The organism is Agrobacterium pusense, from assembly GCF_900102105.1.
Classification (GTDB): domain Bacteria; phylum Pseudomonadota; class Alphaproteobacteria; order Rhizobiales; family Rhizobiaceae; genus Agrobacterium; species Agrobacterium pusense.
Map to the genome: position 1 here is coordinate 102,052 of NZ_FNBB01000009.1, position 13,979 is coordinate 116,030.

Annotated in this window: 12 protein-coding genes; 6 read left to right on the plus strand and 6 right to left on the minus strand. The window is 61.5% G+C overall.

All coding sequences use genetic code 11. The features are described 5' to 3' along the window. Nucleotides 1-129: 129 nt before the first annotated feature. A complete protein-coding gene (locus tag BLU28_RS18975) occupies nt 130-744 on the plus strand; it encodes an alpha/beta hydrolase (protein ID WP_035211712.1) in 615 nt (204 codons plus the stop codon). 245 nt (nt 745-989) lie between these two features. Here the strand turns inward: BLU28_RS18975 and BLU28_RS18980 are convergent, their stop codons facing one another. Further along, nucleotides 990-1,574: a transglycosylase SLT domain-containing protein gene (locus tag BLU28_RS18980; protein WP_004443407.1), complete on the minus strand. Its 585-nt coding sequence runs from the start codon at nt 1,572-1,574 to the stop codon at nt 990-992. A 661-nt stretch (nt 1,575-2,235) separates the two neighbouring features. Here BLU28_RS18980 and BLU28_RS18990 point away from each other — a divergent pair. Continuing rightward, nucleotides 2,236-2,769 carry a transglutaminase-like cysteine peptidase gene (locus BLU28_RS18990; protein ID WP_034498831.1) on the plus strand — a complete coding sequence of 178 codons (534 nt, stop codon included), beginning with the start codon at nt 2,236-2,238 and terminating at the stop codon, nt 2,767-2,769. A 51-nt stretch (nt 2,770-2,820) separates the two neighbouring features. Here BLU28_RS18990 and BLU28_RS18995 read toward each other — a convergent pair whose 3' ends face one another. Beyond that, entirely contained in the window at nt 2,821-3,708 is an 888-nt protein-coding gene (locus BLU28_RS18995) for a DMT family transporter (RefSeq protein ID WP_175477711.1), read from the minus strand. Between the two features lie 242 nt (nt 3,709-3,950). Here BLU28_RS18995 and BLU28_RS19000 point away from each other — a divergent pair, with 242 nt between their 5' ends. After that, nucleotides 3,951-5,249, plus strand: a complete 1,299-nt coding sequence (locus tag BLU28_RS19000; RefSeq protein ID WP_004443399.1) for an adenylosuccinate synthase — start codon at nt 3,951-3,953, stop codon at nt 5,247-5,249. Between the two features lie 70 nt (nt 5,250-5,319). Next, nucleotides 5,320-7,626: a hypothetical protein gene (locus tag BLU28_RS19005; protein ID WP_175477712.1), complete on the plus strand. Its 2,307-nt coding sequence runs from the start codon at nt 5,320-5,322 to the stop codon at nt 7,624-7,626. A gap of 428 nt (nt 7,627-8,054) precedes the next feature. On the opposite strand, the gene rpoH is transcribed toward BLU28_RS19005, so the two are convergent. The 3 genes from rpoH to BLU28_RS19025 form a co-directional block, all read right to left on the minus strand. Continuing rightward, nucleotides 8,055-8,957 carry an RNA polymerase sigma factor RpoH gene (gene rpoH, locus BLU28_RS19015; RefSeq protein WP_004443393.1) on the minus strand — a complete coding sequence of 301 codons (903 nt, stop codon included), beginning with the start codon at nt 8,955-8,957 and terminating at the stop codon, nt 8,055-8,057. Between the two features lie 166 nt (nt 8,958-9,123). Next, the gene (locus tag BLU28_RS19020) at nt 9,124-9,948 is read right to left on the minus strand and encodes a class I SAM-dependent methyltransferase (RefSeq protein ID WP_077987260.1); all 825 of its coding nucleotides are present in this window, start codon (nt 9,946-9,948) and stop codon (nt 9,124-9,126) included. 222 nt (nt 9,949-10,170) lie between these two features. Then, nucleotides 10,171-11,193, minus strand: coding sequence for an RluA family pseudouridine synthase (locus BLU28_RS19025; RefSeq protein WP_077987261.1), 1,023 nt, complete (start codon nt 11,191-11,193; stop codon nt 10,171-10,173). A gap of 38 nt (nt 11,194-11,231) precedes the next feature. Here BLU28_RS19025 and BLU28_RS19030 point away from each other — a divergent pair, with 38 nt between their 5' ends. Continuing rightward, the gene (locus tag BLU28_RS19030; protein ID WP_004443384.1) at nt 11,232-11,624 is read left to right on the plus strand and encodes a hypothetical protein; all 393 of its coding nucleotides are present in this window, start codon (nt 11,232-11,234) and stop codon (nt 11,622-11,624) included. After that, a complete protein-coding gene (locus BLU28_RS19035; protein WP_092651364.1) occupies nt 11,614-12,468 on the plus strand; it encodes a TrmH family RNA methyltransferase in 855 nt (284 codons plus the stop codon). Before BLU28_RS19030 ends, BLU28_RS19035 begins: the two co-directional genes overlap by 11 nt. A 215-nt stretch (nt 12,469-12,683) precedes the next feature. On the opposite strand, the gene BLU28_RS19040 is transcribed toward BLU28_RS19035, so the two are convergent. Next, nucleotides 12,684-13,934, minus strand: coding sequence for a coiled-coil domain-containing protein (locus tag BLU28_RS19040; protein ID WP_077987262.1), 1,251 nt, complete (start codon nt 13,932-13,934; stop codon nt 12,684-12,686). Between the last annotated feature and the right edge of the window lie 45 nt (nt 13,935-13,979).

Sequence of the window (13,979 nt, forward strand, 5' to 3'; positions counted from 1 at the left end):
CCCGCTGCCGCGGACTTCTCCCCTCGGGGAGAAGAAGCAAGCGGCACTTGCTCCACATGGGAATGCTCCGTTCGGCTGAAAAAGCCGCGTGGATGCCACTGAACCTCTCCTTCCAGAAAGGATTTTTCGATGACCAAGGACAGCTATTTCCACAAGTCCCGCGCCGGTGCTGTCGGTGCACCGCTTTTCGTCCTGCTGCACGGCACTGGCGGTGATGAAAACCAGTTCTTCGATTTCGGCTCGCGTCTCCTGCCGCAGGCAACCATCCTCTCGCCTGTCGGTGATGTCTCCGAACACGGCGCGGCGCGGTTTTTCCGCCGCACCGGCGAGGGCGTGTACGACATGGCCGATCTTGCTCGGGCCACCGGGAAGCTTGCGGATTTCGTCAAGGCCAACCGGGAGCAATATCAGGCCGGTCCGGTCATCGGTCTCGGCTTTTCCAATGGCGCAAATATTCTCGCCAATGTGCTGATCGAACAGCCCGGGCTTTTCGATGCCGCAGTGCTGATGCATCCGCTCATCCCGTTCGAGCCGAAGATTTCCCCTGCCAAAGCCACGCGCCGGGTGTTGATCACGGCGGGTGAGCGCGATCCGATCTGCCCGGTGCCGCTGACCAAGGCGCTGGAACAGAACCTTCAGGCGCAGGGTGGAGCCGTGGAGACGGTATGGCATCCGGGCGGGCATGAAATTCGCTCCAGCGAGATTGATGCCGTGCGGGAATTTCTCTCGGTTTACGGGGAGTGATGCTGTCTTCCGTCATGCCGGGCTTGACCCGGCATCCAGCCACGGCGCGTCTGTGCCGTGAAAAGAGTCTTTCGCGATCAAGGACTTGATCGCACTGGACCCTGGATCTAGTCCGGGGTGACGGGGCGCGGATGATGTGCATTCGCCCAAACTCAAGGTCATCCTCGGGTCAAGCCCGAGGATGACGGAGGAGGGATTTACTGCTCCGTCAAGTAATCCCTAGACCAGCCTCGTCCCGCCCAGCCTCAACGATACCCGCACTGCTGCAACTGCGCCTCGTAACGCAACGCCATGTTGGCGGAGCGGCGGGCAGCCTTCTGGACGGCTGAATTGTTGCGCCAGCTGCCCTTTGCATACCCGGCATGGCCGGAATAATAGGCAAGGTAGAGGTTATAGGGATCGTTCAGTGCAATGCCGTTTTCGCGGCGGCTCTTGGCGTGATACCAGCCGACGAAGTGGATGGCATCGGTGAAATCGGTGCGGCTTGCCGACCAGCGGCCGGTTTCTCGCTGGTAAACACTCCATGTGCCGTCGAGTGCCTGGGCGTAGCCATAGGCCGTCGATTGCCGTTTCCAGGGAATGAAGCCCAGCAGCTTGGTGCGCGGAGGCCGCGCATAAGGGCGGAAGGCGGATTCGGTATAGATCGTCGCCATCATGACAGGCACGGGCACGCCGAACTCTCGTTCTGCCGCTTTCGCATCGCGCCGCCAATTGTTGAAGATGCCGTTGCGCTGCTCGAAAATCGCACAGGCATTGGTCACCTGCGACGGTGCGGTGGCGCAGCCGGCGAGAACGAGCATCAGGAAAACAACGGCAAATACGCCACGCATAACGGAACCCTTTCGTTCCGTTATTCTTAAATTGCTAACCATTAACGTCGGGTTTTAAGACAAGGTTAATTCAAATGCCGCCGATCGGGCGGGCGTTAACCCGCTGAAAATTCCTGTGGCCGGGATGGGGCGAAACCGCCTCCCGGCGCCTTTTTTCAGAATGCGTCATCCCCGCGCGTCCCCGGTGCTGCCAGCCAGACTATACTTTGCCCATACCGGTCATCAGGCGTGCGCGCGGCGCAGGATGGGCGGGGCAGGCGGCCTAAACCGGGGAGTTTCCCGATGTCACGGTCAAGGCGGCCGGCATATGCCCATCCTCCAAACAGGAACCGGTTTGGCGGGCGGGCCATGTGTTTGAAGCAGGGGCTGCATCGTTTGCAAAACCCTCTACCACCCTTTGATACCCCGCAGCGATGCGGCCCCTTTTTTTCTCTTCCCGACGTTGCCGCGGAATCCGCGGCGACGATACCGGCGCATGTTCATAAATCGCGCCCGCTGTACAAAAATGAAAACCGGTAAAATTGTAGCAATCGGCTTAAAGCGGCTGAAAACAGTGTTGTGCCATTGTGGGATCACAGACGGAGAACGTCCCTTGGAAGAGACGCTCCACCACTAAATCGAGACCGGCACAAGCCGGCGGATCGCAAAACGGGGTATGAAAATGCTGAAGAAGATTATTGCTGCCGCCATCTGCGGAATTGCCGTTGCTTCCATGTCCAACCATGCCGACGCGGCTGGCGCTGCCGGTTTTGCCCGCGGTTTTGCCGCCGTCGAGAAGTCCGCCGTTACGCAGATTGGTGTTTCCGCACCTGATGGTTTCGATGGCTGCGTCCTTTCCGCCGGTCAATGCGTTTCGACCATCGCGGCGCCGCTGACGGCCGAGCGCCGTGAGGAACTGTTGCGCGTCAACCGCGATGTGAACACCACCATGGGCGCGCTCGACGATTATTTTTCCGGTCTCGCGACCGATCTTCCGGCAACGCCTTCTGCAAACCTTGGAGATTGCGGTGACTGCGCCGCGATCAAGCGCGCCGCCCTTGCCGGCGCTGGCTGGTCTTCCAGTGCGTTGCGCCTTGCCTTTTCGCTGAACAATGACGGATCGCTCGAAAAAGTGCTCATCGTCACCACCGATAAGGGCGATATCGTCCTTGGCAATGCCGCCCTTTCTCCGGTCGAGCGCGAAACCGCGCTTTAAACCCATCCTTTCATGCCTGCCAGACTGCGCCGGTTTTCTGACCCTGTGGGTTCAGGAAGCCGGCGATTTTTTTCGTTCCGCCACGGCAATGCCGGCCAGCGCCATGATGAGCGCTGCGATCTGGTAGGTGTGCAGGGTCTCACTGAGCACGACGACCGACAGCAACGTGCCGGAAACCGGCACCAGATTGATGAACAGGCCGGCGCGATTGGCGCCGATCTGTTCCACGCCCTTGATGTAAAGGATCTGTGCGATGAGCGACGCAAAAATGGCGGCATAGACCACCAGCACCCAGCCCTTCTGATCCGGCCAGACGACGCTGTCGCGCGACATTTCCCAGAAGACCAGCGGTACAGACGTAAGCAGTGCGAAAAAGGCGGGGATGGCCATGAGTGTCCGCCAGTCGACCGTGGGTTTCCAGCGCAGGATCACCGTGTAGATGGCATAAACCAGCACGGCGAGCAGCATGACGGCGTCGCCGACATTCATTTCCAGTTGCAGCAGCGAGACCGGATCGCCATGCGAGGCGAGCAGCGCCACGCCTGCAATGGTCAGGCAGAAACCGGCGATCTGGCCGAACAGCACCCGGGTACGGAACAGGATGAAGTTCAGAACAAAAATGACCATGGGAATGCCGGCCTGTATGACGGCGGCATTGATGGCCGAGGTGTGCTGCAGGGCCGTGTAGAGAAATACGTTGAAGGCCGTGTAACCGACGCTGCCGAGCACGAAAAAATAGGGCAGGCGTTTTTTCACCACCGGCCAGTCCTTGATCAACTGCGGCACTGAAATGGCAAATATGATGGCGACGGCGAAGACCCAGCGCAGGAAGGTGAAGGCCATGGGGCTGATGTGGCCGACGGCGAGCTTGCCGGCAACGGTGTTGCCGCCCCAGCAGAGCGTGGCGATGATGAGGGCGATATAGGCTTTCGAAGGCACGCTGATGTTTCGCTTCTTCATAAGGGCGGGAAAACGGTGAGGGGTGAGCGGCGGCCTTGCACCCGCGCTTGGCCGCCCACGGGGCGAGATAATGCGGGAAATCCGCGGCTTGTCACGGAAAAAGCAAAATTCTCCATAAGAAACAGGGTCGCTTTCCGTAAAACAACACAGTATACATTCGCGGGTTTGGGTTTCCCATCGGGTTATCGGGCGCGCAGGCGCCATGAGCAGGAAAGCAAGAAATGACGAATGTTGTGGTGGTCGGCTCGCAATGGGGCGACGAGGGTAAAGGCAAGATTGTCGACTGGCTGTCCGAGCGGGCAGATGTCGTCGTGCGGTACCAGGGCGGTCACAATGCCGGCCACACGCTTGTCATTGATGGTGTCAGCTACAAGCTTTCGCTTCTGCCGTCCGGCGTCGTGCGTCCCGGAAAGCTCGCCGTCATCGGCAATGGTGTCGTCGTCGACCCGCATGCGCTGATCGCCGAAATCGGCCGTCTGGAAGCGCAGGGCGTCAAGGTTACCCCGGAAAACCTGCGTATCGCCGACAATGCCACGCTCATTCTTTCTCTGCACCGTGAACTGGACGGCATGCGCGAAGACGCCGCCTCCAACAGCGGCACCAAGATCGGCACCACACGCCGTGGCATCGGCCCGGCTTACGAAGACAAGGTCGGCCGCCGCGCCATCCGCGTCATGGATCTCGCCGACATGGAGGCGCTTTCCGCCAAGGTCGATCGCATCCTGACGCATCACAACGCACTTCGTCGCGGTTTCGGTGCGGCCGAAGTCTCGCATGAAACGATCATGGAAGAGCTGGGCTCGATTGCCGAGCGCATCCTGCCGTTCAGCGAAACCGTGTGGCTGCTGCTCGACAAGAAGCGCCGCGCCGGTGCCCGCATCCTGTTTGAAGGCGCGCAGGGTTCGCTGCTCGATATCGACCACGGCACCTATCCCTATGTGACCTCTTCCAACACGGTTGCCGGCCAGGCCGCTGCCGGTTCGGGCATGGGTCCTGGTTCGCTGGGTTATATCCTCGGCATCACCAAGGCTTACACCACGCGCGTTGGCGAAGGCCCGTTCCCGACCGAACTCAATGACGAAATCGGTCAGTTCCTGGGTGAAAAGGGTCATGAATTCGGCACCGTCACGGGCCGCAAGCGCCGTTGCGGCTGGTTCGATGCCGCGCTGGTGCGCCAGTCGGTCGCCACCAACGGCATTACCGGCATTGCGCTCACCAAGCTCGACGTTCTCGACGGTCTGGATGAGCTGAAAATCTGCGTCGGCTACAAGCTTGACGGGCAGGAAATCGATCATCTTCCGGCCAGCCAGGGCGCGCAGGCGCGTGTCGAGCCGATCTACATCACGCTGGAAGGCTGGAAAGAATCTACCGTCGGTGCCCGAAAATGGGCGGATTTGCCTGCTCAGGCAATCAAATACGTCCGGCAGGTGGAGGAACTGATCGGGGCGCCGGTTGCGCTTCTGTCGACAAGTCCCGAGCGTGACGACACCATACTTGTGACTGATCCGTTTGAGGATTAATGTCCTCGGCGATCTAGATTCATAAACCATATCGGGCCGGTACGTCGCCGGTCACGACGAGAAAGTGCTTATGGCGGATTTTGTAGCAGTCATTCGCAAGGCCGTGGATGGCTTGGCGAACAATACTCCCGAAAACCGGGCGAAGGTTTACGACAAGGCGCGCAGTGCGGTTGTGCGCCAGCTCGAGAATATGAAGCCACGTCCGCCGGAAGAATTGTTGCGCCGGCAGATCGCCAAGCTGGACGCCGCCATTGCCGAAGTGGACAGCGAATATGCCGAGGCGCTTCCGGCGCTGGAGGAGGATGACGCGTTCTCCCCCGTCGCGGAAGACGCGGCTGCGCCTTACCACCAGCACGAAATCGAAGAAGACGACCGCGCGGCGCATGCCGCCGAGCCTGTTACGCACGAAGAGCAGGAGCAGGTTTATGAAGAGCCCGCCCCCGTCGAGGCCGACGAGCGCGAGCCGGTCTACGAAGAGCAGGCCACCGAAGAAGAACCCGGCCGTGAAACGCCCGTAGCCGAGCGGGATGAGCAGGTTTACGCTGAGCCACACGAAGAGCCGCGCGTAGAACAGCATGGCGAAGCCGAGCCGGAAGAGCTTTATGAGGCGCCCGCGCCCGTGGCGCCGGTATCGCCCGTCGCTTCCGACGAGGTGCATCAAACCTATTTCACCCGTGCGGAAGAAGAGCCGGCCTATCGTTCGGCCGACGAGCATGATCGTGAATTCGAAACCGCGCCGCTCGCAGAGGATGCGTCCGTTCCGGCCCACTGGGCGCAGCCGGTGGATGAAGATGACTGGCGCAAGCTGGATGAGGCGCGGGACGAGGACCTGCGCGCGGCGGACGATTATGCCGACAGGCGCGCCGAGGCGGATGAGCATCCGCTCGTTGCCGATTATCCCGCGCATCATTATCAGGAACCGGAAGTGACGCTGGATCCCGAAAGGCGGGACGATGCGGATCAGCGGTTCGGCCAGACTCCGGCTTTCGGCGCCCGCGACGAGTTTTCCGAGCAGCGGCAGAGCGAGGAGGCCGCTCCGAAAAAGGCCGTCGTGGAAGATTTCTCGTCCTATTTTCAGGATGCGGATATCGCCATTCCCGCCAAAGACGCCCCCGTCCTGCCGCGTGCCGATAACGATCCCTTCGGCGATCAGGCGCAGGCGAAGGACAACAGGGAGCGTACGCCCTGGGATGATCTGGACGAGCTGATCGGTTACGACGGCGCGTCGTCCACCACCCGCCAGTCTTCGGATGAAACGCCCGGCCTCGGCGCGGCTGCGGCAACGCCTGCCTACATGGTCAAGAAGAAGCCGCGCCGCAACTATGCCTCCGTGGTGCTGGCACTTGTGGGCGTGGCGCTGCTTGCCGGCGGTGGTTATGCCTTCTGGCTGAACCGCGATGCGCTGAACGACATGGTGGGCGGGCTGGTCAATTCTGCCCAGAACGGTGGTACCCAGACATCTTCGCCGGAGACGGCGCAGACGCAGCCCACCACGCCGCCCGCGACCCAGCAGCCGCCTGCGGCTGGCCAGCAGCAACCGACGGCCACACCAAACAACCACCCGAACCAGTCGCATGGCGATGATGGTTCGGTTACCGGCACAAAGTTCACCCAGCGGCTTCTGGCTGATGGCACCGAGCGTGACGAGGGCCAGGCGCCGGGCGCGAACGGCCAGCCCGTCACGGCGGAAGGTCAGTCGGTCTACGAGCAGAATGTTGCGCCCCCGCCGGCAGGCGAAAGCCCGGCCGGCAATACAGGTGCACCTGCCGGCACACCGACTGGCGCACCTGCCGGCCAGCAACCTGCCGCCGCGGCTTCCGGCGACCGCATGTTCCTTTATGAGGAAGTGCTGGGCCAGACGGTTCCGACCGCCATTCAGGGCAGCGTGTCCTGGTCGCTGCAGCAGGAAAATGATGCCGAAGGCAAGCCTTCGCCTACCGTGCAGGGGCAGATTACCGTTCCCGGCCGTGGCCTCAGCGCGCTGATCACCTTCAAGCGCAACACCGATCCGTCGCTGCCGGCGAGCCATCTGATCGAAATCGTCTTCTCGGTTTCGCCCGGCTTTGAAGGCGGCGCGATCGACAGCGTCCAGCGTATTGCGATGAAGAGCACCGAGCAGGATCGCGGCAACGCGCTGATCGCGGTTCCGGCCAAAATCACCGACGATTTCCACATGATCGCGCTCAACGACTTCCCGGATGCGATGAAGACCAATCTGGAGCTTCTGAAGAGCCGCAACTGGATCGATATTCCGGTGTCCTACCGCAATGGCCGGCGTGCGCTGCTGACCCTGCAAAAGGGCAATGACGGCATCGCCGCTTTCGACAAGGCGCTCAGCGAATGGGCGGCATCAGCGCCGGCGACGGGCGGTCAATAAGGATTGAAAGGGCGGCTCAGGCCGCCCTTTTCGTTACATGGCTACGGCGGTGTCTTTGCTGTGTCAGGTGATGGGCTTCGGGGATGTTGGTGGGTGCGGCTCACCCCCCTCTGCCCTGCCGGGCATCTCCCCCACAAGGAGGGAGATCGATATGCCGCGAGGTCTCGACCAACTCAACGGCCGAGGATGAAGTGGCGGTAGCGCGTCTTGCCGATCTCCCCACCTGTGGGGGAGATGTCCGGCAGGGCAGAGGGGGTAAGCGGCATCCTCTGAAGCATCGATATTTTTCCTACCGGTTTTCCTCCAGCACTACCGTCGGTCTCAGAGGCAGACCATTTCCTATCGCCCGCCTTTTACCAACAAAAAATCCCCGGCCGAAGGCCGAGGATGATTCATGGTCAGCGCATTGGCGTCATGAGCGGGCTGTCTTACGCATCCACCACGCGCAGGGCGCGCGCCGCTTCCAGCGCTTCCTTCTGCACCGCTTCCTGCACCTTCTCGAAGGCACGGACTTCGATCTGGCGCACGCGCTCGCGGCTGATGTCGAACTCGGACGAGAGTTCTTCCAGCGTCACCGGCTCCTCGGCAAGTCTGCGGGCCTCGAAGATGCGGCGTTCGCGGTCGTTCAGCACGCCCATGGCTTTCGCCAGCATGCGGCGGCGGGTTTCCAGTTCGTCCTGCTCGATCAGCACGTCTTCCTGGCTGTCATGGTCATCCACCAGCCAGTCCTGCCATTGGCCGGACTCGCCTTCGGACGCCTTGATCGGCGCATTCAGCGATGCGTCGCCATGCAGGCGGCGGTTCATCGAGATGACTTCTTCTTCAGACACCTGCAGCTTCGTCGCGATTTCCTTGACATGCTCCGGCTTCAGATCGCCATCGTCGATGGCCTGGATGCGGCCCTTCAGACGGCGCAGGTTGAAGAACAGACGCTTCTGGTTGGCGGTTGTGCCCATCTTCACCAGCGACCACGAGCGCAGGATATATTCCTGGATCGAGGCCTTGATCCACCACATGGCATAGGTGGCCAGACGGAAACCGCGTTCCGGATCGAATTTCTTCACCGCCTGCATCAGGCCGACATTGCCTTCGGAAACGACCTCGCCGATCGGCAGGCCGTAACCACGATAGCCCATGGCGATCTTGGCCACGAGACGCAGATGGCTGGTGACGAGCTTGTGCGCGGCGTCGCGGTCGCCATGCTCGGCATAACGCTTGCCAAGCATGTACTCTTCCTGCGGCTCCAGCATGGGGAATTTGCGGATTTCGTCGAGATATCTATTGAGACCGGCTTCGCCGGCTGTAATCGTAGGCAAACTATTGCGGGCCATAAAGCACCCCCTTATCTATGGTCTGGAACGGCACCCTCTTTGATCGGCGAATAACCCGCCGGAGGCGCGCCGTAAGCTGCGGGTCGTTACCGACCCCGCACGAACCCATGTGACAGATATGTACGCTCACGCCGCGTTTCAAGCGAACGCTGCGTTCACACATGCGTTATGTCGAGGCGACCCCTTCTTTGACCTGTTTAACTTTCGAGCGGTAAATTCGTTCCGAAAAACCGCCAAGGCCGGAGCGCACCATCAGCTCATACATCACCCGTCGGCGCATCGGATTGTGCAGACGCACCACCTTCGCGCCGAGGAACTGCGTCTCGACATGAGCAAGCGCCTGCAGGTCCGGATCGATGGCAATGGCCTGCGCATAGATTGAGTGAAATTCGCGATGGCACACATAGGTCTTGTATTTCGTCATGCCGAAGCAAACGAGGCTGTGGCCGTGGGTGCGCAGGAAATCGGCGACACCCACCGTCACTTCCGGCCAGGCGGGGTTGAAGGTGTCATCGAAAACGATGATGCCGTGCGGCGCGATCACCTCCATGGCCAGTTTCGCATCGGCCAGCACGTGATGCAGGTGATGGCCACCATCAATACTGAAAAACCGTGTCGGACCAATTCGGGACGTGATGTCGTCTGGTGTCAGCCGCGTGCTGTCGCCCTTGATGATGAGGTCCCGATCCATTGTGAAACCCAGCCGGCGGCCGTTTTCCATCAGGCGTTCATACTGGTCGAGGCTGCCGTCTTGCGGCGGGTCCAGATCGAAAAGATCGACGCCCAGCACCTTTTCCTGGCTCTGCGCGAATTTGCGCAGCAGGAAATAGGAGCGACCGTAATAGACGCCGATTTCCGCGATGCCGCCACTAAGGGCGCTTTTCGTCTGCGCCTGCAGAAGTGCCTTGAAGACGAGCGCATCCGGCGGGTCGATGTAACCTTCGACGCTGCGCAGCTCCTGGAATATAAACCGGCGGTCTTTAATCGTCATGCGCACGCGATCCCGTCATCGTGCCGGCTCCGTTCAAGGCAGTTCGAACGTGCGGCGGTTCAAGGCTTTGCGAGGCAAAGGAGGTGCGAGGATTAAAGCGAAATTGGGGCGGTCTATGAAGAGGACCGTTGGCAGAATATCGCGTTCCGCTAATCTTTTTTTGTTATCCGAAGCTTCCGGCGAAATGTGCGGCGCAGTTTTTTGGAACTGCGCCAGGCGTTTTCAGGCACGCAATGCGGCGACCAAGGCTTCCATGTCTTCTGGAAGCTCGGTTTCGAACTCCATCACCTCGCCGGTGCGGGGGTGTTCGAAAGCGAGCAGATAGGCATGAAGTGCCTGGCGCGGAAAGCGCCCGACGATGCTCTTTGCCGGTTCTTCCAGAAGGTTCGCCTTGGTACGGAAAGCCGCGCCATATTCGGGATCGCCGATCAGCGGGTGGCCGATATGGGCCATGTGCACGCGGATCTGGTGGGTGCGGCCCGTTTCGAGACGGCATTCCACCATCGAGGCGAGACAGGTGGCGTCCGGCCGCTCGTGATAACGCTCGACTACCTCGTAATGGGTGATTGCCTCGCGGGCATCATCCGAATCCTCGTGCTTGACGGCGCGTTTGGTGCGGTCGACGCTGCGGCCGAGCGCTGCGTCGATGGTGCCACGCAGCGTGCGCGGGCGGCCCCAGACGATGGCCTTGTAGGCGCGTTCCAGCGGCCCGGTGCGGCCATGGTCGGCAAATTGTGCGGCCAGATGCCGGTGGGCGTTGTCGTTCTTCGCAACGACCATGACACCTGACGTTTCCTTGTCCAGTCGGTGTACGATGCCCGGGCGCTTGACGCCGCCAATGCCGGAGAGGCTGTCGCCGCAATGATGAATGAGGGCGTTGACCAGCGTTCCCGTCCAGTTGCCGGCGCCGGGATGCACGACGAGGCCGGCGGGCTTGACGAGCACGATCAGGTCTTCATCCTCATATTCCACGTTGAGGGGAATGTCCTCGCCCTTGGGTTCCGGGTCTTCCGGCTCGGGCATGACGATCTCGATACGGTCGCCGGGATGCACCTTCTTTTTCGGCTCGGTCACCGGCTTGCCGTTGAGGGAAACCGCGCCCTGTTCGATCAGCGCCTTCAGGCGGCTGCGGGAGAAGTCGCTGCCCAGTTCGCCCGCCAGCCAGGAATCGAGGCGGCCTTCGGCGTCTTCCCCGGCAATCAGGACTTTCCTTGCGTCTCCGCCTTGTTTAAAGGGGTCGTTCATTCTTATTTTTCCGATCCATCAGCATTTCAGGGAACCCGATGACGCAGATCGAGCAAGACGAACAGGAAGACAAGCCGCTTGATCCGGCCATGGAAAAAGTTCGCCGCAAGATGATCCGTTTGCAGATCGTGTCGGGCTCCGTGATGTTTATCAGCCTTATGGCTGTCTTCGGTGCGGTTGTCTACAAGGCGATGGGGCCGTCGAAGGCCGTTCAGACGCAGACGGAAGCGCCAAACCTCGCCGTTCCCACTGGTAGTGGCCCGATGGCCGTCACCGCCAGCCTGCCGCAGGGCTTCACGATCGACAATGTCAGCTATTCCGGCGGTGACATGCTGTTTTACGGCCGGCTGGCCAACGGCACGCGCAAGGCGCTGGTCTTCAACGTCGCCAGCGGCCGGTTCCTGGCCGACGTGACTGTTGATGGTCAGTGAGGTCAATAACCTGCTGGATGGCCGGGCGCTGATCTCGATCGACGACCCGGCCGATCCGCGCATTGCCGCCTTTCGCGATATTCGCGAGCGTGATCTCACCGGCCGGCAGGGGCGTTTCATCGCCGAAGGTACGGTGGTGCTGCGCATGCTGGCCGCCGCTCACAAGGCGGGTGGGGCCTTTGCGGCGGAGAGCATCCTGATTCTGCGCAACCGGCTTTCCGGCGTTGCGGATATTCTCTCCGATTTCCCCGAAGATGTGCCCGTTTATGTGGCCGAAGCGCCGGTGCTGGATGGTATCGTCGGTTTCCATTTGCATCGTGGCATTCTGGCGCTCGGGCGGCGGGTGCGCGATGACGGCCTGGAAGAGATGATTGCAGCGCTTCCCGCGTCGTCTCTGGTGCTCGTTGGCTGCGGCATTTCCAACCACGACAATCTCGGAGCGATGTTTCGCAACGCCGCAGCCTTTTATGCCGATGCGGTGCTGCTGGACGAGACGTGCTGTGACCCGCTCTATCGCAAGGCGCTGCGGGTTTCCGTGGGGTCGGTGCTGTCGGTCCCCTATCATCGCGGCGGCGGGGCAGTGGAGATGCTGGAGCGGCTCGCGGCAGCCGGTTTTGCGATCTGGAGCCTTTCGCCCGGTGGCGAGACCGAAATCCGCGATATTCCCCGCGCTGAACGCATGGCGCTCGTCATCGGCACGGAAGGCGAGGGGTTGCCGCAATCGGTGCTGTCGCGGTTTCATACGGCGCGGATTGCGCAGTCGCCGCAGCTGGATAGCTTGAATGCGGGGACGGCTTCGGGGCTGGCGCTTTATCAGATGGCGGGGGTGATCGGGCGGGTGTAGATCAGAGCCGCTTTACCCCTTCGGCGTCTGCGGCTTACCCCCCTCTGTCCTGCCGGACATCTCCCCCTCGAGGGGGAGATCGCCCATCTCAGCGCTTGCGAATGGAGTGGTGTCAGGGCCTCCTGCCGATCTCCCCCCTTGAGGGGGAGATGCCCGGCAGGGCAGAGGGGGGTAAGCTGCACACTCAACGTTGGCGTAACCACACCACAGAGTACCTAACGCTTCCGCTTCTCCATCACCACCTTCGCCCGCTTCGCAAGGCTCTCCCGCCCCGATGAACCAGACGCCTTGGCCAGCAGCCCCGGAATAGGCGATGCCTCACCCTCCTGCGCGGCTGTCAGCGCGATCATCTCGGCGGCGATCCTCGCGATTTCGCGGCGGACGGGCTCGTCATTACCGGTACCACGCACATTCAACAGGCGCTCGGTGAGCGCGGTGCCCTGATTGCGGATATCCTCGATTTCCTGTTCCAAACCTTCCGGTGCCAATGCGCCCGGCTGTGCGCTCGGCTCCTCCGGCGGGGAGGCGGGGGTGGCATCCTCCGGGGCTGCCGTCTGTTGTGCGTCCTTCTCGATGGCGGGCGCGGTTTCGAGCGTGGCGGCAGGGGTCGGCGCTGCGGCTTGCTGCCGCTCGACCGGCTTTTCGGCGGGAACAGCGGGGTTCGGCAGGCGGATGATCATGTCGTTGCTGCGGCCGCCGGTTGCGGCCAACTGTTCCTTGAGGCGCGCGACCTCCTGGTTGCGCAGGGTCAGCATCGTGTCGAGGTCGGCGTTTTTGGCAATGGTGCTGGCCAGTTGCTCCTCAAGCCTCGTTACCTTGCGGCTTTCGCGCGCCACGGCTTCCATCGCTTCCCGGTTGCGGCTGGCGATATCCTGAAGCTCGCGGGTGACGGTCTCGCCTTCCTTTCGGAAGCGTGTGGCGCTTTGTTTGGCCTGTTCGGCTTCGAGATCGCGGGTGGCGGCGAGGATTTTCGAATCATCGAGTTCGCGCGTCAGGTTGGTGAGGCGGGCGGTGAGATCGGACATCTGGCTGGCGCGCTCATTGGCAGCCTGCTCCTGTTGCAAGAGGTTGGCCTGGATGATGCCGGCGCGCTCTTCGCTGGCGTCAAGTGCGGCGCGCAATTCGCCGATCTCCAGCGTCAACTCTTCGATCTTCAGGGAAAAGCTGCGGTTCTGCTCGCCGAGGCGATAAGCATCGCTGGAAGCGGCCTCGTTGGCGAGGCGGAGCGAGGTGTTCTTTTCCCGCTCCGTTTCCAGTTCCTGGCGGACCTTGGCGTTTTCGGCGGCGTAGAGCGCACGCGCCATGTCCTTCTGGGCGCGGACTTCCTGCGGGCTGATGGGCATTGTCGCGCGTATGCGGTTTTCCGTATAAGCGACGATGCGGCGGTGGATCGCGGGTGCGATCAACAGGGCCAGCAGGGTTGCGGTGAGAAAACCCAATCCGAAGAGAATGGCATATTCGATCACGCTTTACAGTCTCCGAAACTCAGATACGCGCGCATTCGGAAAGAG